Raw genomic sequence first — 21,608 nt, 5'->3', positions numbered from 1 at the left:
GGGCTGGTGGGGAGGGGATGCCGTCAGCCGAGGCGACGGACCGGCGTGCCGGCGAGGTGGGCTTGGATGTCCTCGACCGCGTGGCCGTAGTAGGTGCGGTAGTTGGACCGGGAGACGTAGCCCAGGTGCGGTGTCGCCAACAGCCGCGGAGCGGTGCGCATCGGGTGGTCCGCGGGCAGCGGTTCGATGTCGAAGACGTCGATCCCGGCGCCGGCGATGCGCCCGGCACGCAGCGCGTCGAGCAGGGCGTCCTGGTCGACGAGGCCGGCGCGCGAGGTGTTCACCAGGTAGGCCGTCGGCTTCAGGAGGGCCAGCTCCGCGGCTCCGAGCAGGCCTCGGGTGCGGTCGCCGAGCACCAGGTGCAGGGAGACGAAGTCACTGCCGGCGAGGAGTTCCTCCTTGGAGGCGGCCACCCGGACACCGACCTCTTCGGCGCGTTCCTTCGTGAGGTTCTGGCTCCAGGCCGTCACCTCCATGCCGAAGGCCAGGCCGACCTGCGCGACCTTGCTGCCGATCTTCCCGAGCCCGAGGAGGCCCAGCCGGCGACCGTGCAGGTCGGCCCCGACGGTGGACTGCCAGGGACCGCCCCCGCGCAGGGCGTTGTTCTCGGTGACGATGCCACGGGCCAGGCCCAGCAGGAGCGCCCAGGTCAGCTCCACCGGCGGGGTGGAGGCACTGCCCGTGCCGCACACCGTGACCCCGTGCCGCTGCGCCGCCGCGTAGTCGATCACCGAGTTGCGCATGCCCGAGGCGATCAGCAGTTGCAGCTTCGGCAACCGCGCCAGCAGGGAGGCCGGGAACGCCACCCGTTCGCGCAGGGTCACGATGATGTCGAAGTCGGCGACGGCCGCGACCAGTGCGTCCTCGGTGTCGAAGTGCCGCGAAAATCCGGTGACTTCCACCCTGTTCAGCACGGGGCTCCAGTCCGCCACCGTCGTGGCGACGTCCTGGAAGTCATCGAGCACTGCGCAGCGCAGCCGCATGTCGGTCCTCTCGGTAGGGGGCTTCACGGGGTGCGACGCCGATGCCGGGCGCCGTTGGCAGGACGAGCCGGCCGTGGTCGACGCGGACGCCGGTGAACGGGTCGTCGCTCAGCAGGAGGGGTCCGTCGAGGTCGAGGTGGTCCACGAGGCCGGCCAACTGCGCCATGGCGGTCGTACCGAGGACGCTCTCCACCTTGGAGCCGAGCATGACCCGCAGGCCGCAGCCGCGTGCCAGTGCGATCATGTCGCGGGCGCGGGCCAGACCACCGCACTGCGCGAGCTTGATGTTGATGCCCGCGGCCCGACCGCTGAGGCGCAGGACGTCCTCGGCGCCCTGGCAGTCCTCGTCCGCGAAGACCGGCACCGGGGAACGCTCGTGAACCCAGCGCAGGTCGTCCGGGGCCCCGGGGGCGACGGGCTGTTCGAAGATCTCGACGCCGTGCCGGTGGATCTCCTCCGCTACCCGTAGGGCCCGGGCGGGACGCCAGGAACCATTGCCGTCCACGCGGATGCGGCCGTCGTAGACCGAGCGGAGCACTCCGACCCGACGGCCGGTGTCCTCGGGGGTGAGCTTGAGTTTGAGGATCGGCCAGTGCGCCAGCTTCTCCGCCCTGCGGACGAGTTCGCCGTCCGGGCAGGCTCCGATGGACAGCGCGGTGGGCTCCGCCGGCAGCCCGTCCAGGCCCCAGAGGCGGTGCAGCGGCTGTCCGCAGGCCTTGCCGAGCAGGTCGTGGAGTGCCATGTCCACGGCGGACAGGGCCGCCGGGCCCACGTGTTCCAGCCGGGCCAGTACCTCGCGCAGGGCGAACGGGGAGGCTCCGGCCAGCACGGGAGCGCAGGCGTCCAGGTCAACGGCCGCGGCGCCGCGGGCCGTTCCGAGGCCGACGAGCCCCTCCCAGGTCAGTGTCACGATGCTCTGGCGCACCCGGGTGGTGGACCCGGTGTTGCTGTGGAAGGGCTCCTTGAGGGCGATGACGACCTCGTGGTGGGCGAGCTTCATCCCAGCACCTCCTCGAACGCCGCCACCGCGGAACACGCCTGACGGAAGGTGAGGGAACGGAAGCCCTCGGGCTCCACCGGCACGGAGGGTTCACGGACGTCGCCGTCGGCGGGAACCCCTCCCCAGCTGCGGAACCGGCCCCTCAGGTACGCCGACAACCCGTCGCGGTTCTCCTCCAGCCAGGCCAGCGTCGTCGCGTGTGCGTCCTCGGGCGCGACCCCCGACACGCTTCGGAACAGCCCGGCGAGGCGTTCGGCGTCGGCAGCGGACGTGCTCGGCGGACACAGCATGAACACCTGCGCGGGGAGCAGCACGAACGCGGTCGGGTTCACCACTTCGAAGTGGCGTACCAGCGGATCGGTGATGGCCCGCAGCGAGCGGACCATGCTGCGCCGGGTCAGGTAACCGCTCCTGCGGGGCGGGCAGCCGGCCATGGCCCGCGCGCCCCAGTGGAGATGGGTGATGAAGGGGTGCTCCGGAGTTCCCGGCCCGGTGTCGGGGTGGTGGGTGTCCAGGAGTCCGAAGAGCACGTTGGTGAGCTGCAACGACATCACCGGCAGCACGGGAGGCAGGTCGGGCATCCGGTCGAAGAACTCCCGCGGCCGCACCAGGGCGCGCACCGTCAGCATCGTCGCCTCGGCGAGGGCGCGGGCCGAGGGGTACCGGAAGCCGTCCAGGACGAACCCGTCGCCGTCGGCCCGCAGATCGCTGCGGTCGACCCGGCCGTCGAGACGCACCGCGTGACCGATCAGTTCGACGAGTGCCTGGTTGCGTTCCTGCGTCCGCGCCCGCTCGAGGAGCAGGGTGAGCATGTCCGTGACGAGGGGGCCGTTGTCGGTGATGACGGCGGCCCACTGGACGAAGCGGTAGCCAGGGACGGCGAGCATCCGGTGCCATTGCAGTTCGGCCAGCGGTACCAGTTGCCCGTCCACCTCCGTCTGCACCAAGGGGCAGAACAGCGGCTCGGAGCGGTCACGGCGGACGAAGCCCGTGCCGTCCCAGGTGAACAGCGGCAGCAGGTGCCGCCTACCCCGGTCGATGAGCGAGCCGGGCTGGTAGGCCTCGTCGCCCCCGGGGGTGTCCGCCTCGGTCCGGGTGAATCCGTAGACCATCGGGTAACCGTACCCGCCGCCGCACACGGCCGTGTTGAAGTCCATCGGACCGGACCGGCCCGCCACGATGTCCTGCCAGTTGCCCAGGTGTCCGGTGCGCGGGGGCAACAGGCCCGGCTCCTCGTCCAGGACGTTCAGCACGGTGCCGATGGGCACGTCCTGGGTTCCGACGTGCACCGGCACGAAGGTCTTCGTCCCGGCGGTGAGGGCGCCGGTGTCCACCGCGGCGCGCAGGCCGAGCCGGTCGAGGAGGTGGGCGCTCACTGCTCGCCCTCCTCGGCCCGCATCCGCCCGAGCAGGTACGGCAGCGTCCCGCCGGCGAGGAGGACCTCCCACTCCCCCGCCGACTGCACGTCGGCGCGTACGGTGAAGGCCGTCGCGTCCGCGCCGACCCGTACCTCGCCGGTCTCCCGTACCCGGTCGAGGTCCAGGGAGAACTCCTCGCGCCCGGTGAGGCCGAGGTCTTGCCAGCTCTGCCCGTCGGGCAGCAACAGCGGGAGGATGCCCATCGCGCACAGGTTGGCCCGGTGGATGCGTTCGAAGCTTTCGGCGATCACGGCGCGGACGCCCAGCAACCAGGGGCCCTTGGCGGCCCAGTCGCGTGAGGATCCCATGCCGTAGCTGCGGCCGGCGAGGACGATCAGCGCGGTGCCGGTGCCGGCGTAGCGCTCGGCGGCCTCGAACACGGGCAGTCGTTCCCCACTGGGCAGGTGCAGCGTCGTACCGCCTCCTTCTCCCTCGCCGACGAGCCGGTTGCGCAGCCTCGGGTTGCTGAACGCGCCCCGGGCCATGACCTCGTGGTTGCCGCGGCGGGACCCGTAGGAGTTGAAGTCGCGGACCCCGTGCTCCGTGAGGTGGCGTCCTGCGGGCGAATCGGCCGGAATGGCGCCGACCGGGGAGATGTGGTCGGTGCTGACGTCGTCGCCGAGGGCGAGCAGGGCGCGGGCTCCGGTCAGCGAGCCGAGCGCCGGGGCCGGGTCCACGTAGGTGGGGGGCTTGATGTACGTGGAGTTCTCGTCCCAGGGGAACACCGTGCCCTGCGGTACCGGGACCGCGTCCCAGGAGGAGCCGGACTCCTCGTCCCGCGCGAACACCTCGGGGGTGACGAAGGCGTCCTCCAGCTGTTGCAGTTCGCTGCTGTGGGGCCACAGGTCGCGCAGGTGGAAGGTGTTGCCCTCCGGGTCGGTACCGAGCGGTTCGTTCTCCAGGTCGGCGTGGACGCTGCCGGCGAGGGCAAGGGCGACGACCAGGGCCGGAGAGGCGAGGTAGCCGGCGCGCACCTGGGGGTGGACGCGGGCCTCGAAGTTGCGGTTGCCGCTGAGGACGGCGGCCACCGTGAGCCCGGCCCGGTCGACGGCTTCCCCGACACCGGGGTTGAGCGGGCCGCTGCCCCCGTTGCACGTCATGCAGCCGTATCCGGCGACGTGGAAGCCCAGTGCTTCCAGGTCCGCCAGGAGTCCGGAGTCCCGGAGGTAGCGGGTCACGGCGCGGGAGCCGGGCGACAGGCTCGTCTTGACGTGCGCGGGGACGGTGAGGCCGCGCTCCACCGCGCGGCGGGCCAGCAGTCCGGCCGCCAGCATCGATTTCGGGTTGGACGTGCTCGTGCACGAGGTGATGGAGGCGATGACCAGGTCGCCGTCGCTCACGCCGTCCTCGGTGCGGACCTCTCCGGGGTGCACCGCGGCGAAGGAGGTGGGCAGTTCGCCGAGCGAGATCCGCTGGTCGGGCCTGCTGGGTCCGGCGAGGCTCGGGCCGACCGCGGCGAGGTCGAATTCGATGGTCCGGCCGAACACCGGCTCCGCCCCGTCACGCAGGAGCCGCTGACGGCGGCAGTAGTCGCGCACGCGCGCCACCTCGGCCGCGGACCGGCCGGTGCGCCGCAAGTAGTCCAGGGTCTCCTCGTCGACCGGGAAGAAGGCGGACATGGCCCCGTATTCGGGTGCCATGTTGGCGATCGTGCAGCGGTCGGCCGCGGTGAGCTCGGCGACGCCCGGGCCGGTGAACTCCAGCATCAGGGCGCGTACGTTCTCCTCGCGGAGCCTGCGCGTCAGGGTCAGCACCACGTCGGTGGAGGAGGTGCCGGGACTGACCGCACCCGTGAGCCGGACGCCCACGATCTCCGGTACGCGCAGTGGCTGGGCCAGGCCCAGCATCTGCGCCTCCGCCTCCAGGCCTCCCACGCCCCAGCCCAGCACGCCGAGGCCGTTGACCATCGTCGTGTGGCTGTCGGTGCCGATGACGGTGTCCGGGAAGAGGACGCCGTCCGGTCCTTCCGCGACGACGGTGGCGAGCTGCTCCAGGTTGACCTGGTGAACGATGCCGCGGCCCGGTGGCGTGACGCTCAGACCTTCGAAGGATCGTTCCGCCCACTTCAGGAACGCGTAGCGCTCCTGGTTCCGCGACATCTCCAGTGCCTCGTTCAGGCTGAGCGCGTCCGGGCGGCCCGCCCAGTCCGTCTGGACGGAGTGGTCGACGACGACGTCGATGGGCAGTGCGGGATTGACCCGGGCGGGCTCCGCCACCCGGTCCCGCAGGACGGCCAGGTCCACGAGCAGCGGAATGCCGGTGTAGTCCTGCACGAGGATGCGCGCGGGCCTGAAGGACATCTCCAGGCCGGGTTCCTCCCCACGGGCCAGCCGCTTGCCCAGCAGCGCGGAGCGTTCGGGATCGCCGGAACGCAGCAGGGACTCGAGGAGTACGCGCCCGCTGTAGGGAACGGCGCCGAGGTCGAAGCCGTGTTCCGCCGCGAAGGCCGGCAGGTCGACCGGTGCCTTCCCACCACCGCCCGGTCCCCCGGGCCCGGCCGGTCCGCCGACCTTGTCCGTCATCGTTCCTCCACGTTCCGGTACGTCCGACCGTGCGGCCCCGCATAGGCCAGCAGCGGACGGATCAGCACGTTGTTCGCCTGCTGCTCCAGGGCCTGGGCCACCCATCCCGGCGTGCGGCCCACGACGAAGAGCGGCACCGCCAGGTCGTCGGGCAGGCCGAGCAGCCGGTAGGCGAGTCCGGCGTAGAGGTCCACGTTGGCCGCGACGCCGTGCCGGCCGTAGGGGCGCATGGCACGGGCCACCGCGTCGAGGATGTCGAGGCCGCGGCTGTCGCCGCGCTCCTCGCTCAGCTCCACGACCGTGTCCCGCAGGTGCCGCACGCGCGGGTCCTCCGTGCGGTAGACCCGGTGGCCGAACCCCATCACCGGTTCGCCGCGGCCCTGGAGCTCGGCGACGTGCGCCTCGGCGTTCTCGGCGCGGCCCACGTCGTCGATGAGGCCGACCACACGCTCGGCGGCGCCGCCGTGCACGGATCCCGCGAAGGCGGAGATGGCGGCGGTGAGCGCGGCCGTCATGCCGGCCCGGCAGCCGATGGCGACCCGCGCGGTGAACGCCGAGGCGTTGGAGCTGTGGTCGGCGTGGACGATGAAGCCCTTGTCGATGAAGCGGACCGCGGCCGGGGAGGGCCGTTCCCCGAGCAGCACGGTGAGGAAGGCCTCGGCGTGCGAGGCGTCCTCGGCGGGCTGGAGCGGTTCCCGCCCGCTACGGAGGGCGTGGTGGGCGGCGACGATCATCGGAATCCGCGCGATCAGCTCGATGCCGGCGGACCTCGCCTCGACGTAGGTCTCGTCCGTTCCGGGCGTCCGGCGGGGTCCGAAGGCCCCGAGGGCCGAGACACAGGTGCGCAGCACTTCCATGGGGTGCGCGTGCGCCAGTGCGCGGATCAGGTCGAGGACGGGCGCCGGCAGGGACCGCGCTGCGGCCAACTGCTTGCGGAAGACCTCCAGGGCCGCGACGTCCGGCAGCTCGCCGTACACGAGGAGGTGCGCCACCTCCTCGAACGAGGCACGGCCGGCGAGGTCGTGGATGCTGTAGCCGCGGTACTCCAGCACTCCTTCGGCGCCGTCGATGTGGGTGATGGCGGTGTCGTCGAACACCACCCCCTCCAAGCCTCGGTGCAGGGCCGGCCGGGCGTCCCGGAGGGGGACGGCGGCCGCCCTCTCGTGTGCGGGAGCCGGCGTGACGGCGCCTTCGCCGGCGAGGGCGTGGCCGGCGACGAAGTCACGGATGGCCGCCACCGAGCGGAGCGTCAGGATGAGTTCGTCGTCGACCTCGACGCCGTACTCCCCCTCGAGGGCGACCATCAGCGACACGTGCCCGAGGGAGTCCCACTCCCTGATCGACTGGTATTCGAGTCCTTCCGTGACCCGGTCCTCGGCGATGCCGAGGGTCCGGGCGATGAGTCGCTCAACGTTGCTCACGTCGCTGTTGCTCACGTCGCTCGCGTTTCCCTTCCTGCGCGGTCATCGGTCATGTCAGGTGCTTGCGGGCGCCGTCTCGTCGAGCCACCGGCGCAACGCCGCACGGTCGACCTTCCCGTTGCCGTTGACCGGCAGTTCCCCGGCGGCGCGCACGGAGCGCGGCACCATGTAGGCGGGCAGCGCGGCGTTGCACGCCTCGATCAGCGCGCCCGGGCCGGCCTCACCGGTCACCACGGCGGTGATGGTGTCCTGGTCCGGCCACAACATCGCGGCGGCCTCCACGGCGCCGGCGCGGCGCAGCACGGCTTCGATCTCACCGAGTTCGATGCGGTGGCCGCCGACCTTGACCTGTTGGTCGTTGCGGCCGAGACAGACGTACTCGCCGTCCTGGAGCCGTACGAGGTCCCCGGTGCGGTAGTAGGTACGGCCCCGGTGGACGAAGTACCGCTGGGCGGTGAGCTCGGGGGCCCGCCAGTAGCCGGGGGTCGTCTGCGGGCCTGCCACGCAGAGCTCACCGTTCGCGCCGTCCGGCACCGGAACGAGCCGCTCGTCCACCACCAGCGTGTTCAGGCCGGGGTAGGGCCGGCCGATCGGCACGTTGTCGTGGACGCAGGCGGCCGGGCTGGTCGCGGGATCCCAGCGGTGCACCGTGCAGGCGATGGTGAGTTCGGTCGGTCCGTACAGGTTCTCCACGATCGACCCCGGGGCCGCGGCCTGCCAGGCCTCGGCGGAGGCCCGCGGCAGCGCCTCCCCGCAGAACAGGCTCCACCGCAGCGTGGGCATGGTCCCGGGTCCCAGCACACCGCGCTTGCGCAGCACGGCGGCCACGGAGGGCACCGAGAACCAGACGGTGATGCCGTTGCGCTCCAGGTACTTGAACGGCGCCAGGATTTCGAGGGGGTCCATCGCGCAGAGCCGTGCCCCGTTCTCCCAGGCCATGAACAGGTCGAAGACGGACAGGTCGAAGGTCTGGTCGAAGGTCTGGGTCAGCCGGTCGTCGGCCGTCAGCCGGTAGCGCGCCTGGTTGGCTTCCAGGAAGGCGCGCGCGTTGCCGTGGGTGACGGGAACGCCCTTGGGCACACCGGTGCTGCCGGAGGTGAAGAGCAGGTAGGCGATGTCGTCGGACGACACCGGCGGAAGTCGGTCCGGCTCCAGCGGAGCGGCCGTGGCGAGGTCCACCGCGTCCAGCACCCGTACGTCGACGCCGAGGTCTCCGGCCCTGCCCCGCAGGGTGTCGGGCAGCAGCACGACCGGCTTGCGCGCCAAGCCGCGCAGCAGTCCGGCGAGACCCTCCAGCGACGCGGAGTCGACGACGAGGGCGTCGACGTCGGCGCGTTCGAGCATGGACCGGGTGCGTTCGGCCGGGAACTTGCGGTTGAGCGGCACGAAGGCGGCGCCCGCGAACAGCGCGGCGGCCACGCCCAGGTAGGAGGCCTCGCTCCGGTGGGCGAACACGCCCACCCTGCGGGGGCGGCCACCGGCCGCTTCGACGAGCAGGGCGGCCCACCGTCGTGCGGTGAGCGCCGTCTCCTCGTAGGTGTAGTCGCGGCGACCGAGGGTCAGGGCGACGTGGTCGGGACGTCCACTCGCATGGCGAAGCAGACCGGAGCCCAAACGCGGGTTCAATGCTGTGCTCATGGAAATCCGAATGCTTCGGTGACGGGACTCGGCCACGCTAGCAACGCGATTGCGCGCCGGCGCCTTTGCGCCGATGACCCTCTAGACCCTCTTGACGCACGAAAGAAGCGTTCTTCTCATTTATCCCATCCGGACTTTTGCATTCAAGTTCCGGTTCTACATTCCGCTTTCTTTCGTATCTCTTGTTCGCGCCTTGCCAACACCGCACACGGCTTTCTGACAGCCGTTCCGGATCACGCCGTCGATGGCTTTGGCAGCTCGCTCAGGTGGTCGCCGCCGCACGGCCGGGGGTCGGCTCGCGGACCCCCCTGGCGACGACGGCCGGCATGGCCGCGCCCAGGACGACGTACGACGCGGCAAGGACGATCCAGCCGACGGCGCCCTGCTCGATGATCAACCAGGTGAAGGCGGCCGGCGCCAGGATCCTCCCCAGGTCGCCGCCCATCTTGTAGGTCCCCTGGTACTGACCCTGCGCGTGATCGGGCGCCATGCCGAACACGATGGTCCAACTCGCCGCCGCCTGCCGGATCTCGCCCAGGCCGTGGACCAGCGCGCCCAGGACGAGCAGCACACAGGCCGTCACCGCCCCCGCTCCCCCGGTCAGCGCGAAGAGCGCGCAGGCGGCGGCCACGCACCCCGCGCCCTGCAGGCCGGCCCAGGACGCGGACCGGGGGTCATCGGTGCCCCGGACCGCCTTCGTCTGGAACGCGACGACGAAGGTGGTGTTGATGACGAGGATCACCGCGCCCATCCAGCGTGGCGCGTCCGTGTGCTGGATGACCCACAGGGGAAGCACGATGTCGATCAACAGCGCATGGGTGAGGAGCAGTCCGTCCAGCGCGGTGAAGAGCAGGAACGGCACGTCGCGGAGCACCGCGAAGGCGGCACCGGCGGAGGCCGGAACCGGCGGCACCGGCGGCTCCTTGACGGTGAGCAGGCCCGTGACGAGGAAGCAGAGCGCGGTGAACACAAGGGCGCCCCCGTATCCGACGGGAGCGCCCCAGGCGATGACGAGGCCGGCCAAGCAGGCACCGACCGCGACCGACGCGTTGATGGCGGCCCGGATCTGCGCCGTGACGCGCACCCGATCGGTCCGCGGCACGTTGGCCGCGATCATCGCCTTGCGGGCGTTGTTGCCCGCGCGGTAAACGAGGCCCTGCGCGGACGTGATGACCAGGTAGGCCCAGAAGCCTTCGGCCAGGAGGAGCACCACGGTCAGTGGCGCGAGCGCGAGGAAGGACCACATCTGGACCGTACGCGGCCCGGCCCGGTCGGCCAGGTGACCGAGGGGAATGCTGGACAGCAGCACGAGCGCGGCCGCCACCCCGAGACTGATCCCGAGTTCACCCGGCGTGAGGTGGACGATCGTCACGGCGTAGAGCACGCTGATGGCCATCCACAGACCTTGACCAAGACTCATCACCATGGTGATGACGGCGAGCATCCGAGCCGGACCGGGCGGGGGGAGGAGGCGGTTCAGCACCGATCGACTTCCTGTCGCGTCATGGCGCCGAAGTCCGAACTGGATTTCCGGCCCGGGGTCCTGGATCTGCTGGTTCCTGGAGGCTAGGACATGACCACGGCCGCACCCGGTTTGTGACGACAAACCACTTTGACCGCGGAAACCGGATAATTCCCATAGATCCAAAGGCCACCGGACCCGCGGCGGACCCCCGCTCCCTGCCCCGCACCCGCAGCACGCGCGGTGCCGCGTCGGCAGCGCGCTCCGCCGTCGGGCGCCGGAACGCGGTTCAGGCGCCCGAGTACATGTGCTCGGGTCGGCCGCTGTCGCCGTACCGGAGGGTCAACTGCACCGTGCCGGCCTCCGACAGGAACTTCAGGTAGCGCTGGGCCGTCGAGCGGCTGATCCGCGCCCGGTCGGAGACCTCTTGCGCGGACACCTGCCTGCCCTCGGCCGACACGATGTGCGTAATCAGCTCGGCGGTGCGCTCCGAATACCCCTTGGGCATGGCGCGGGAGGCGGCGGGCGCGCGCAGGGCGCCGAGGGCCCGGTCGATGCGCGCCTGGTCCAGCTCCTCGCCGTCGTCGATCGTCGCGCGCAGTTGGGCGTAGGCCTCCAGCTTGCCGCGCAGGCCCTCGATGGTGAAGGGTTTGACGAGGTAGTGCAGGACCCCCGCGCGCAGGGCGGCGCGTACGGAGGCGGGCCGCCGGTCGGCCGTGACCATGATGACGTCGACGTCGAGGTGCAGTGCCCGGAGCCTGCGGGTGAGGTCCAGTCCGGTCTCGTTCGGCAAGTGCTGATCGAGCAGGACCAGATCGACGCCTCCGCGCTCGACGGCGGCGAGCGCCGGGGCCGCACTGTGCGCGATCCCCGCGACCCGGAAGCCGGGTACTTCCGACACGTAGTGTGCGTTGATCTTGGCAACGTAGAAGTCGTCGTCGACGACGAGCACGTCGATCACCGAGCCTCCCCGTCGCGCCGACCGGATCCGGCCGGACGTCCGGGGGTCGCCGTCGGCCTCGGCGTCGGTATGCGTACGGTGAACAGGCCCCCACCACCCGGGCGGTCGGCGACCGCGACCGAACCGCCGTGCTCCTCGGCTATGGACTTCACGAGTGCGAGTCCGAGGCCCCGGCGCTGGTCCGACGAAACCGGCTTGGTGGAGAATCCGCGGGTGAATATCCGGTTCCGCAGCTCGACGGCGACACCCGGACCGTTGTCGGCCACAGCCAGTTCGACGGCGCCCGCGCCGCCGAACCGGGAATCGAGAAGCGGCTCCTGACGGAGGGAGACCTCGATCCACGGGTCGTTGCCGCGGCCGTCCAGCACGGCGTCCATGGCGTTGTCGACGAGATTGCCGAGTACGGTGATCAACGCTCCGGCCAGGTCCGGGCGGTCGGGCAGTTGGGAGCGGGGGCTGATTCCGAGGCGCACCCCGCGCTCGGTGGTGGCGAGCATCTTGCCCACCAAGTGGGCCCGGACCAGTGGGTCTTGGACCCGTGCGATGAGCTCGGAGATGGCGGTGAGCGGAATGCCCGGCCACTCGGCGGCCAGCTCGGGCCGTTCCGTCGCGTGCCGGGCGAGTTGGATCAATCCGCGTAACGTGTGCAGCGCGTTGCGCCGTTCGTGGCGGCGGACGCGCGCGTCCGAGAAGTGGTGGCCACCGTGCACGTTCAACAAAACCCGTTGCAGGGACAACAAGGCGTCGCCCGGGGCGTTGCGTACGGGCGCCGTACTGACGGGCTGGTCGCGTCGCGCGGTTCGTGGCCGCTGACCGTCCGGGTAAGTGCGGTGGATCATGTCGGACCGCTTTCATAGGACGTTTGCACCTGGTAGGTCCTGTCTCAATTTGATCCCGATCCGGCGAAGTTGAGCAAGATCCGACGAGCAAAGAGATGCTACGGATCGAGCAGAAGTCAAGCGGCGAAAGGTGCATCCCGGACATGACGTCGCACACACCGCATGCGGGCGGAACGGGGCCTGTCGGGGCGGGGGCAAGGTCGAGCACGCGAAGGATCCGTTCGATGACGTGGTGAGGGAAGTGGCCGACCGGCAGGGCCGGAACGGCGGTGGCCGGGCGGTGATCAGCGGCGTGCAACCGTGCTGCCGCTCACCGGCCTGACCGTCCACCTCGGCGGGGCGCCGCCGGCTTCGCCCAGCGGTCGCCGCGCTCGCCGACGTACCACCGGTGCCGGTGCCGGATCACCGGACACGGCCCCCTCGCCGGTGCGCCGCGGTGGGACCGTCACCGGAACCGGGGTGCCGGAGCATCGGCCCGGCGAGGAGATTCCCGGGTTCCGGTGACGGGAGCGGGGCCCCCGAGAGGGGTGGGGACCCCGCGGCTCAGCAGGCGCGGTAGCGGTAGCCCCGCGCGCCGGCGGCGGAGACGTCGAGGTCGCGCTGGACGATCGCGAGCTTCGATCCCCAGGCGGAGCAGGCCCGGTCGTAGCCGGCGTTCTCGTACTCGATGACGAACACGCGGTTGGCGTAGGCCTTCGCGAAGTCCCCGCACTCGTTGTACTGGCCGCATTCCTCGGCGACCGCGAAATCGAAGCCGATCTTCGTCCGGTCGGAGAGCATCTCGGCGGTGTTCTTCTGTCCGATGGCCAGGCCCTCGGCGTGCGCGCGATCGGCGAGGAGCTTGGCGAAGGCCGCGTTGTGCGCTCGGGTCAGGCGGCTGCCGGAGCGGGAGAAGGAATCCAGGTTGTCGGGCTCCACCGCCTGGAAGCCGCTGCGCGCACAGCCCTTGATCCACTCCCCGACGACCTTGGCGAGTCGGGTGCGCTTGTCGGCCGTGGAGGTGTCGAGGAGGGCCTCGCCCCAGTCCTCGTCGAGGACCGGACGCTTGGCGGAGTCGCGCAGCACCAGGTCGGGATGGTTCTTCTGCCACCAGCCGAGGGCGTCGGGCTGGGCCTGGAAGGCGTTGACGTAGCAGATGTTGTAGAGGCCGGCCGCGGGCTGCGCGGAACGGTCGCGGGAGACCACCTTGACTCCCTTGGGGGGCGTGTACGCGCCCCCGATCTGGTAGTCGAAGGCCGCGTTGGCGGCCGGGAGCCGAGGGGCGGCTGTCTGTCCCGCGGAGGCCTGCGACAGGGTCAGGCCCGCTCCGACGGCGAGGACGACGCCGGCCGCGCCGGCGGCCCGCGTCGACTTGCGGCGCAGGAAGGGGGTTGCGGAGTGCTTCGGCACACGTTCTCCAGTGCGAGATGCGATGAGGTGTTCGCATCCTGCGTGAGCGACCGTGAGGAATTCATGAGGCGGGGCCCCGACCGCGCACGGGCCACCCTCCGTGGGCCGGACGTTGCTCCCTGCGGTCCAGGGAGAACCGGACCAGGGTGCCGCCGCCGGGTCGCAGGTCGGCCGTGAAGGCGCCGCCGTGGGCGGCGGCGATCTCGGAGACCAGTGAGAGGCCGATGCCGGTGCCCCCTCCGGGCGAGCGGAATCGTTCCGTCAGCGCGGGGAGGTCGGCGGCCGCGATGCCGGGGCCCCGGTCCGCCACCACCACGGTCGCGCCGCGGACCATCACGTGGACCTCCGCCCGGCCCGAGGGATCGTCGGGGACCCGGCCGTGCCGCAGGGCGTTGTCGAGGAGGTTGCGCACCGCGATCCGTACGAGGGCCGGGTCAGCGGTGACGACGGAGGCGTCGAGGGAGGTCGTCAGCACATGCGGGCCGCCCGGCAGTTCCCCGCAGGTCTGCTCGACCAATTGGTCGAGCCGCAGCGGGACGGCGCGCAGCGCGTCCCGCTGGGTCGCCTGGAGCCGGCCGCGGGTGAGGACGTTCTCGACGACGTCGGCAAGCCGGTCGGTGGCTCGCCGGATCCGCGGCAGGTGGGGGTCGAGGCCGCGGGGGTCGGTGCCCGCGACATCGACGGAGCTGCGCATGACCGCCACCGGGGTCCGCAGTTCGTGGGCGGTGTCGGCGAGCATCCGCTCCTGGGCCTCCAGCGACTCCCACGCCGGACGCAGGCTGCGCCCCGACAGCAGGTGTCCGGTGCCGGCCGCCAGGGTGGTGAGGAGTGCCGCGCCCACGAGGACCGACATCACGAGCCGGTCGTGCTCGGCCATCCGGTAGGCCGGGTCCCCGGCGACCACGACCGCACCCCGCACCTCCTGGGTCTCGTCGTGGTGGAAGGGCCGGGCCAGCAGGTAGGCGGTACCGCCCCGGGCGTCCGGGACCTCCGCGCGGACGGTGTCGTCGCGCCCCATGGCGGACCGGGCCAGTCCGGCGAGGCGGTCCTCGCCGATGGGCACGGCGGCCGGGCCGGGCGAGGTGAAGACCCGCCGCAGGGAGCCGTCGGCGGACAGGTGCAGCACGCTCACGCGCGGGTGGCCGCGGGTGGCCTCGTCGTCGTACAGGCCGTCCAGTTGCAGGCCCTCGTCCGTGTAGTAGATCAGCGAGGTGCTGACGGCGGCTCGCCGGTTCATCTCGTCGTACTCCGCGGCGTGCCAGGACCGGGCGTCGGTCCGGATCACCATCCAGGACAGGACGCTGACGCCCGTCAGGGTCACGAGCGTGTAGGCGAGGGTGAGCCGGAACTGGAGCCTGCGCAGCCGCTTGCGGGCCGGCGAGTTCCGGCGGCGGGCCGGGGCGGGCGTCCCGTGGTCCCCGACCGACTCCGCGCGGGCCGGCCGGCCGCGGTCGCGCCCGTCGGGGGCCCGGTTCCTCACGAGCGGTCCGTGCCGTCGCCGCCGAGCAGGAACCCGTGGCCGCGGACGGTGCGGATCAGCGGCGGGGAGCCCAGTTTGCGGCGGAGCCCGGCCATGACCGCGTCCACGACGTTCGATACCGGGTCGGCCATCTCGTCCCAGCAGTGCTCGACGAGAGCCGCGCGGGTGACCACCGTCTCGCGGTGCACCAGGAGGTGGCGCAGGACGGCGTATTCCTTGTGCGTCAGGCTGAGCAGCACACCGGCTCTGCGGACCTCTCGGCGGGCCGCGTCCAGTTCCAGGTCGGCGTGGGCCAGGTGCACGGGGAGTCGGTCGCCGGCCCGGCGGGCCAGACTACCGACGCGCATCACGAGCTCTTCCATCGCGAAGGGCTTGGGAAGGTAGTCGTCCGCGCCCGATCGGAAGCCGTCGACGCGGTCGGACAGGGTGTGGAGGGCCGTGAGGCAGAGCACCGGGGTCGACCACCCGCTCCGGCGGCGGCGCTCGAGCGCGTACAGGGTGTCCCCGGAGGGCAGCAGGCGGTCGAGGACGACACAGTCGTACGCGGTGAGGTCGAGCAGGAACTCGGCCTCCGGCCAGTCGGCCGCTGCGTCCACCGCGTACCCGGCGGCCTTGAGGCCGGCCGTCACCACTTCGCGGAGGTCGGGTTCGTCCTCGACGAGGAGTACGCGCATGTCCTGTTCGCCCTTGCGTTCGCGTCGACGGTGGGCCGGCCGGGAGGAGTCGCGCCGCGCGGCCGCACGACGGAAGGGGTGACCGGGAGGACATAGTAAACAAGCCATGGCCAAACCATGACCATCGGTGGTCGCGCTCGATCGCCCCCGTCTGCCTCGATCCGCCCCGGCCAGACCCGGCCCGACCCGCCCGACCGGGCCCGACCGACCCGCCCATCCCGCCGTCAGCTCAGTCCGCTGTAGGCGGCCATCACCAGCTCCATGCCGCGGTCGTCCTCCTGCCGCTCCCTGTCGATCATCCGGTTCATCACGTAGGCGACCGTCATGCGCGAGTCGGGATCACTCACCACGAGTGAGCCGCCCCAACCGCCCCAACCGAAGGCATTGCCGAACTTGCCGAAGCCCGCGGTCCATGACATCGGCGTCCCCAATACGCGGTCCTCACCGCTGAACACCTCCTGCCACGCGGGCTCGCAACCCCCGGGAGACAGCACACGCACACCGCCCACGGTCCCTCGGTTCGCCAGTACCGACTGGACGAGGGCGACGGAGCGGGCGTTGCCGAAGCCGTTCACCGCGGGAATCCGAGCGCGGCGCCAGGCCGTGGAGTTGACGTCCTTGACCCGGACGGTGGGCCCGGTGTGCTGCCGGCGCGCGCCGTCCGGTCCGGTCGGCGCGACGGCGGCGTACTCGGCGGTCGATGCCGGTGGCGGAATGAGCGGTGAGACGCGGTGGTCCTGCTCCTCGGGAAGCCCGATGTGGAAGTCCGCGCCCAGCGGCCCCGCCACCTCCTGCGCGAAGAACTCGCCCGTACCGCGCCCCGTGACGCGGCGTACCAACTCGCCGACCAGAAAGCCGAAGGTGAGCGCGTGATAGCCGGCGGCCGTTCCCGGTTCCCATTCGGGCGCCTGTGCGGCGAGCCCCGACGTCACGCGCTCCCAGTCGTAGAGCTCTTCGACCACGGTCGGCCCGGACAGGTCCGGCAATCCCGCGGTGTGCGACAGGACGTGCCGTACGAGCACGCCCTCCTTGCCCGCCGCTGCGAATTCGGGCCAGTAGGCGGCGACCGGCGCGGCCAGGTCGAGCAGACCTCGGTCGGCCAGGATCAGGGCGCACAGGGCCGTCATGTTCTTGGTCGTCGAGTTCACCGCGGTGAGGGTGTCTCGCTCCCAGAAGGCGGTACGGTCCGCGTCGACGTACCCGCCCCAGATGTCGACCACCGGCTCGCCGTCAAGGTGGACCGCCGCCGAGGCTCCCACGTCGCCCTTCTCGAGCAGGGCCGCGAGGGTGTCGCGGACGGCACCGAACCGGGGCTCGCAGAATCCGTTGATATCAGTCATGGGCGTAAGCCTCCGGCAAGGCCGAGGACGCCCGCCCGACAGTTCCCGGCCTCGAATTGTCGGGCGGTGACGCGAGACGACCTTCGCCATGCCGGCAGGTCGACCCGACCGCCTCCCGTCCACCGCGTCGGTCGACCGACCGTTCCCCATCGGTGACCGCGCCCTTTCGACCCCGCGACCACTCGACCCCGCGACCACTCGTCGCGGGGTCGGCGTCACTACGATGGAGGCACGAGAGGGAAGGACCGGCAGCGTGCTGGAGCGACTGAATCAGGCGTTGGACCACCTGGAGACCTGCCTCGACCGGGACATCGACATGGCCGAGGTGGCCCGGATCGCCGCGGTGTCGGAGTACCACTTCCGGCGGCTGTTCTCCGCACTCGCCGGAATGCCGCTCCCCGTGTACGTACGGCGCCGGCGGATGACCCTCGCGGGGGCCGAGGTGGTGGCCGGCGAACTGCGGCTGCTCGATATCGCCGTGCGGTACGGATACGGGTCGGGCGAGGCGTTCGCCCGCGCGTTCCGGTCGGTGCACGGCATCGGGCCGGCCGAGGCGCGGCGGTCGGGCGCCCCCCTCACGGCGCAGCCCCGCATGTCCTTCCGTGTGGTCGTCGAAGGAAGTACGACCATGCGATACCGGATCGTGGAGAAGGAAGCCTTCCGGATCGTCGGCAGAAAAGCCCGGGTCCCCCTGATGCACGAGGGTCTGAACCCGGCCGCCGCGGCGCACCTGGAGAGCCTCGACGAGCAGGCGATCGTACGGATGAAGCAGCTGGCCGACCGGGAGCCGGAAGGAATCCTGTCGGCGGTGGTGCACTTGACCGACAGCCGGGAGGAGGGCGCCGAGGTGGACTACTGGATCGGCGCGCCGGCCGGTTGCGGAGCGACCGACGAAGAACTCGACGCCCTCGACGTCCCGCCCGGCATCTGGGCTGTCTTCGACAACCACGGGCCCTATCCGAGCGCCCTCCAGCAACTGTGGCGGGACGTGTTCACCCAGTGGTTCCCCTCGAACCCCTACGTGAGCCGGCCAGGCCCGGAGCTCCTGCGGACGCGGCCTGTGGAGATCGGGACGGAGACCGCGTCCCAGCTGTGGGTCCCGGTCGAGCGAATCGGCGGGAGCGCCGTGGTGCGATGACCACGGGGCCGTGCGACCCCTCCCGCACCGGCCTCGTGGAGCGCCGCGCGCCGGCCGACACCAGCGCCCCGCCCATGGCCGGGCGGCACTCAGCTGCCGTCAGACCATGACCAGCAGCCGCGTCTGCGGCACGAGCTTCCGGTTCACGCTGGTGCTCTGCACGAAGATGGTGAAGTCGTCGTTGTGGTCCGGCTTGACGCGCACCTCCGAATCCGGCAGCCCGAGCACGGATCGGGCCTGCGGGCCCGTGTACACCCGGTCCGTCTTCTTTTCCAGCACCGCGATCTGCTTGCGTGCCTGAATCTTCTCCGACTTGCTCAGCTGGTAGAACGCGCAACCGGTCCGATAGGAGTGTCCGCTTTCCGTCACCCATTCCCGGATCGCCGTTTCCCGATCGACGGGAATCAGCCGGTAGTCCGACGGATCCGCCGGAGTCAGGCCGGCGGCTTCGATGGCCTTCTTGTTCACGGCGTCACCACCCGCGGAGAAGACCGCGCGCGATCCTCGTATCCCCTTCGTACGACCCACCATGAATTTCTCGGTGGCTTCCTGGATGACGTTCCCGGCCTCTTCCAGCCCCTGCGTGCTCGTGGCGTCCCAGACGGCGATGTTGTCCTTCGGGAAGCCGCACTGCATGGCCTCGCGCTTGCCCATCTGATCGGGCACCAGAACGGCGAGCGTCCAGTTGTCCGCCTGCGTCTCGACCATCGTGGCCACGGCCCGCACCAGCGCACGCGGGTCGCTGCCGGCGGATCCCGGGCAGCGGTGGCTCGCGTTCTCCTGGCCGTCCGTCAGAACGAACGTCAGGAAGCTGTGGTCGCCGTACAACTGGGCGGTCTGCGCCAGCTCCCGCTGCGAGGTGAGCGTGGCCGCCAGCAGCGCCGTCATCCCGCCGACCCGGTAGAGCTCCTTCAGGGACGGCATGCGCAGCACGTCCTTGTCGTAGATGACGCACTTCACTTCGTTCGCGAAGACGTACACCGTGACGCGGGTTTCCTGGTCCAATTCCTGCGAACGCCGGGCCAGATAGGAAATCTGCCGGTCGGCTACTTCGACGACCTTTCCACTGAGGTGCGACATGGACGAGCTGGCATCCAGTACGAGGGCGACGTGATTGATGTAGTTCTGACTTCCGGACATGATGGTGATCCCCGTTCTTCCCGACTTGGTACTCCAATCCTCTCAGCCGGCACTGACAATCGATCTTTGGAACGGATGGTGGGTGAGGACCGACAACTCCCCCCTCGCCCGCCCTTCCTGACGATCGGTGCCACTTGCCGCCGGGAGGTCCCGGTGATCGTCGGGTACCGGCCCGGGGCCGCCGGGCCGGTCCCGGGCCGGTCAAGCGGAGCCGCGCGCCGGCGGTCCGCCCACGACCGTGAGCAGGTCGATGACGAAGATCAGCGTCGAGCCCGCCGGGATCGACGAGGAGGGCGACTGCTTGCCGTAACCGAGCCGTGGGGGAACGATGATCTCGCGCCGGCCGCCGACCTTCATTCCCCTCACTCCCCGGTCGAAGCCCTTGATGGCCTTGCCACCGCCCACGGCGAATTTGAACGACCGGCCTTGCTCCCAGGAGGAGTCGAACTCCCTTCCGGACGCGAACGTGACCCCTACGTAGTGGACTTGGACCACCCTGCCCGGCCGTGCCTCGGGGCCGTCCCCGACCACGAGGTCCCGGATCGTCAGTTCCTCGGGCGCGCCACCCTCCGGAACCTCGATTTCCGGCTTCTTCCGTTCACTCATCCCACTCATCACGACTCCCTCGCTCGCCACCGAAGTCCCTCGCACGGCCCGGCCGGACACAGGGACGTTCCACGTGGCAGGTCCCTGCCCTCTTCGGTCCCTGCCATCTTCACCCACCTGCTCAGGTGGCTCATCCGTGACGAAGGGGTGAGCCCCGGAATCCCGACCTGGCCTGCGGGCTCGGGGCATGTCCCAGCAGGCAGCGGGTACGCGCGATGGTGTGGCACGAGACCGGCCGCCGCGGCAGAAGGAGGGGTCGAAGGTGGCAGCACCCCGTGGTGACGTCGCGCGACGCCGGGTCGGCGGTGGGTGGTCGCTCGTCGGTTTCCTCGCCGTGACCTACGGCGTCGCGTTCATCGGCGCCCTGGCCTCTTCCGACGCGGGCTCCGTCTACCGTTCGCTGGAGCGACCGGGGTGGGCTCCCCCCGCCTGGCTCTTCGGCCCGGTCTGGACCGTCCTCTACGCCACGATCGCGATCGCCGCCTGGCTGGTGGTCCGGAGTGCTCCGCCCCCGTCCCCGAGCCCGATCGGTGCGCGGGAACGGGCAGGCGTACGGCCGGCGCTGTTCTGGTGGTCCGTCCAGCTGCTGCTGAACCTGCTGTGGACCCCGCTGTTCTTCGGCGCCGGCCAGTACGGGCTCGCCCTGCTGGACATCGTGCTCCTGCTCGGGGCCATCACGGTGACGGTCGCCCTCTTCCGCCGAGCGAGTCGCACGGCGGCGTTCCTGCTGCTCCCGTACGCGGTGTGGGTGGCCTACGCCGCGGCGCTCAACGCGGCCATCTGGCGGCTGAACGCCTGAGAACGGCTTCAGGCGTCCCCACCGACGCCTCGATCGGGGGCGCTCATGTCTCCCGTGGCGGGCGTGCCGTCGGTCAGTCCGTAGCGCAGGTACACGACGCCCTTGGGGCCGGTCGCGGGCGGTTCGAGGAGCGTGAGGTTCGTGGGCACCGCGCCCTGGTCGAAGACCTTCTTCCCGACCCCGAGCACGATCGGGTGGACCCACAGGTCGAGACGGTCGAAGAGCTTCTCTCGCAGGAGGGTCTGCACCAGGTCGAGACTGCCGACGACCTTGACGTGTTCGTGCCGGTCCCGGATCTCGCGGACCGCTTCGGCCAGGTCCGGACCGAGCTGCGAGGATCCCGCCCACGAGAGGTCGGGCCGACCGCGGGAGGCCACGTACTTCGGGACGCCGTTGAAGAGGGTGGCGATCTCGTTGTCCTCCCCGCCCTCCTGGTGCGGCCAGTGGGCGGCGAAGATGTCGTACGTCCGGCGACCGAGGAGGAGGGCGTCCGTGCCCTCGTACGCGGCCCCGACCTGCGCCCCCGCGACCTCGTCGAGCAGGGGCGCCTGCCAGCCGCCGAACGGGAAGCCGTCCGGGTCCTCGCCGGGGCCGCCGGGTGCTTGGCCGACGAGGTCGAGCGTGGCGAACATTTCGATGTGGATGAGGCCCATGGCGTACTCCCGGTGCGTTGGTCGTCCCTTGCGCAAGGTAGACCTCCGGGAGGCGGCGCACTCATCGCCGCGACGGCAACCGGTTTCGGAGGGTCTTCGCGGCCGGTCCGGTCAGGCAGGATCCGGACGGGGCAGCCCGGTGCCG

The 21,608-nt window shown here is 71.1% G+C and carries 18 protein-coding genes; 2 read left to right on the top strand and 16 right to left on the bottom strand.

Going from position 1 to position 21,608, the window contains the following annotated elements:
- Nucleotides 1–23: 23 nt before the first annotated feature.
- From ACFY0I_RS29510 to ACFY0I_RS29450, 13 genes are all read right to left on the bottom strand, one after another.
- Nucleotides 24–983: a D-2-hydroxyacid dehydrogenase family protein gene (locus ACFY0I_RS29510; RefSeq protein WP_388901533.1), complete on the bottom strand. Its 960-nt coding sequence runs from the start codon at nt 981–983 to the stop codon at nt 24–26.
- A complete protein-coding gene (locus ACFY0I_RS29505) occupies nt 955–1,983 on the bottom strand; it encodes a mandelate racemase/muconate lactonizing enzyme family protein (RefSeq protein WP_388901531.1) in 1,029 nt (342 codons plus the stop codon). The genes ACFY0I_RS29510 and ACFY0I_RS29505 overlap by 29 nt, the downstream gene beginning before the upstream one ends.
- Entirely contained in the window at nt 1,980–3,359 is a 1,380-nt protein-coding gene (locus ACFY0I_RS29500) for a DUF6025 family protein (RefSeq protein ID WP_388901529.1), read from the bottom strand. The genes ACFY0I_RS29505 and ACFY0I_RS29500 overlap by 4 nt, the downstream gene beginning before the upstream one ends.
- Complete coding sequence (gene acnA, locus ACFY0I_RS29495) at nt 3,356–5,923, bottom strand: aconitate hydratase AcnA (protein WP_388901528.1); 2,568 nt, start codon at nt 5,921–5,923, stop codon at nt 3,356–3,358. Before acnA ends, ACFY0I_RS29500 begins: the two co-directional genes overlap by 4 nt.
- Nucleotides 5,920–7,359 (bottom strand): citrate/2-methylcitrate synthase, encoded by a 1,440-nt coding sequence (locus tag ACFY0I_RS29490; RefSeq protein WP_388901526.1) that lies wholly within the window; start codon nt 7,357–7,359, stop codon nt 5,920–5,922. Before ACFY0I_RS29490 ends, acnA begins: the two co-directional genes overlap by 4 nt.
- A gap of 39 nt (nt 7,360–7,398) precedes the next feature.
- The gene (locus ACFY0I_RS29485; protein ID WP_388901525.1) at nt 7,399–8,982 is read right to left on the bottom strand and encodes an amino acid adenylation domain-containing protein; all 1,584 of its coding nucleotides are present in this window, start codon (nt 8,980–8,982) and stop codon (nt 7,399–7,401) included.
- A 262-nt stretch (nt 8,983–9,244) separates the two neighbouring features.
- Complete coding sequence (locus tag ACFY0I_RS29480; protein ID WP_388901761.1) at nt 9,245–10,408, bottom strand: MFS transporter; 1,164 nt, start codon at nt 10,406–10,408, stop codon at nt 9,245–9,247.
- Nucleotides 10,409–10,733: 325 nt separating this feature from the next.
- Entirely contained in the window at nt 10,734–11,405 is a 672-nt protein-coding gene (locus tag ACFY0I_RS29475) for a response regulator (protein ID WP_388901523.1), read from the bottom strand.
- Nucleotides 11,402–12,244, bottom strand: coding sequence for a sensor histidine kinase (locus tag ACFY0I_RS29470; RefSeq protein ID WP_388901521.1), 843 nt, complete (start codon nt 12,242–12,244; stop codon nt 11,402–11,404). Before ACFY0I_RS29470 ends, ACFY0I_RS29475 begins: the two co-directional genes overlap by 4 nt.
- 543 nt (nt 12,245–12,787) lie before the next feature.
- Nucleotides 12,788–13,633: an endo alpha-1,4 polygalactosaminidase gene (locus tag ACFY0I_RS29465; RefSeq protein ID WP_388901520.1), complete on the bottom strand. Its 846-nt coding sequence runs from the start codon at nt 13,631–13,633 to the stop codon at nt 12,788–12,790.
- Nucleotides 13,634–13,694: 61 nt separating this feature from the next.
- The gene (locus ACFY0I_RS29460) at nt 13,695–15,113 is read right to left on the bottom strand and encodes a sensor histidine kinase (RefSeq protein WP_388901518.1); all 1,419 of its coding nucleotides are present in this window, start codon (nt 15,111–15,113) and stop codon (nt 13,695–13,697) included.
- Nucleotides 15,110–15,787, bottom strand: a complete 678-nt coding sequence (locus ACFY0I_RS29455; RefSeq protein WP_388901517.1) for a response regulator transcription factor — start codon at nt 15,785–15,787, stop codon at nt 15,110–15,112. Before ACFY0I_RS29455 ends, ACFY0I_RS29460 begins: the two co-directional genes overlap by 4 nt.
- 224 nt (nt 15,788–16,011) lie before the next feature.
- Complete coding sequence (locus ACFY0I_RS29450) at nt 16,012–17,127, bottom strand: serine hydrolase domain-containing protein (RefSeq protein ID WP_388901516.1); 1,116 nt, start codon at nt 17,125–17,127, stop codon at nt 16,012–16,014.
- A gap of 253 nt (nt 17,128–17,380) precedes the next feature.
- Between ACFY0I_RS29450 and ACFY0I_RS29445 the strand changes: the two genes are divergently transcribed.
- Nucleotides 17,381–18,265, top strand: a complete 885-nt coding sequence (locus ACFY0I_RS29445) for a helix-turn-helix domain-containing protein (RefSeq protein ID WP_388901514.1) — start codon at nt 17,381–17,383, stop codon at nt 18,263–18,265.
- A gap of 99 nt (nt 18,266–18,364) precedes the next feature.
- On the opposite strand, the gene ACFY0I_RS29440 is transcribed toward ACFY0I_RS29445, so the two are convergent.
- Nucleotides 18,365–19,405, bottom strand: a complete 1,041-nt coding sequence (locus ACFY0I_RS29440; RefSeq protein WP_388901512.1) for a vWA domain-containing protein — start codon at nt 19,403–19,405, stop codon at nt 18,365–18,367.
- Between the two features lie 201 nt (nt 19,406–19,606).
- Complete coding sequence (locus ACFY0I_RS29435; RefSeq protein WP_388901759.1) at nt 19,607–20,011, bottom strand: FKBP-type peptidyl-prolyl cis-trans isomerase; 405 nt, start codon at nt 20,009–20,011, stop codon at nt 19,607–19,609.
- Between the two features lie 262 nt (nt 20,012–20,273).
- Here ACFY0I_RS29435 and ACFY0I_RS29430 point away from each other — a divergent pair, with 262 nt between their 5' ends.
- Entirely contained in the window at nt 20,274–20,810 is a 537-nt protein-coding gene (locus ACFY0I_RS29430; RefSeq protein WP_388901510.1) for a TspO/MBR family protein, read from the top strand.
- A gap of 8 nt (nt 20,811–20,818) precedes the next feature.
- On the opposite strand, the gene ACFY0I_RS29425 is transcribed toward ACFY0I_RS29430, so the two are convergent.
- Nucleotides 20,819–21,463 carry a dihydrofolate reductase family protein gene (locus ACFY0I_RS29425; RefSeq protein WP_388901508.1) on the bottom strand — a complete coding sequence of 215 codons (645 nt, stop codon included), beginning with the start codon at nt 21,461–21,463 and terminating at the stop codon, nt 20,819–20,821.
- Nucleotides 21,464–21,608 lie beyond the last annotated feature (145 nt).

The sequence above is a fragment of the Streptomyces sp. NPDC001568 genome (genome assembly GCF_042893755.1).
Taxonomy (GTDB): domain Bacteria; phylum Actinomycetota; class Actinomycetes; order Streptomycetales; family Streptomycetaceae; genus Streptomyces.
The sequence above is the reverse complement of the archived record's forward strand: the minus strand, read 5'-3'. Positions and strand labels throughout refer to the sequence as shown.

Excerpts from the sequence above, each read along its gene's own strand:
- ACFY0I_RS29425 (WP_388901508.1), bottom strand. The coding sequence starts at position 21,463 with ATGGGCCTCATCCACATCGAAATGTTCGCCACGCTCGACCTCGTCGGC.
- acnA (WP_388901528.1), bottom strand. The coding sequence starts at position 5,923 with ATGACGGACAAGGTCGGCGGACCGGCCGGGCCCGGGGGACCGGGCGGT.
- ACFY0I_RS29450 (WP_388901516.1), bottom strand. The coding sequence starts at position 17,127 with ATGACTGATATCAACGGATTCTGCGAGCCCCGGTTCGGTGCCGTCCGC.
- ACFY0I_RS29470 (WP_388901521.1), bottom strand. The coding sequence starts at position 12,244 with ATGATCCACCGCACTTACCCGGACGGTCAGCGGCCACGAACCGCGCGA.
- ACFY0I_RS29505 (WP_388901531.1), bottom strand. The coding sequence starts at position 1,983 with ATGAAGCTCGCCCACCACGAGGTCGTCATCGCCCTCAAGGAGCCCTTC.
- ACFY0I_RS29510 (WP_388901533.1), bottom strand. The coding sequence starts at position 983 with ATGCGGCTGCGCTGCGCAGTGCTCGATGACTTCCAGGACGTCGCCACG.
- ACFY0I_RS29435 (WP_388901759.1), bottom strand. The coding sequence starts at position 20,011 with ATGAGTGAACGGAAGAAGCCGGAAATCGAGGTTCCGGAGGGTGGCGCG.
- ACFY0I_RS29480 (WP_388901761.1), bottom strand. The coding sequence starts at position 10,408 with ATGGTGATGAGTCTTGGTCAAGGTCTGTGGATGGCCATCAGCGTGCTC.
- ACFY0I_RS29440 (WP_388901512.1), bottom strand. The coding sequence starts at position 19,405 with ATGTCCGGAAGTCAGAACTACATCAATCACGTCGCCCTCGTACTGGAT.
- ACFY0I_RS29455 (WP_388901517.1), bottom strand. The coding sequence starts at position 15,787 with ATGCGCGTACTCCTCGTCGAGGACGAACCCGACCTCCGCGAAGTGGTG.
- ACFY0I_RS29485 (WP_388901525.1), bottom strand. The coding sequence starts at position 8,982 with ATGAGCACAGCATTGAACCCGCGTTTGGGCTCCGGTCTGCTTCGCCAT.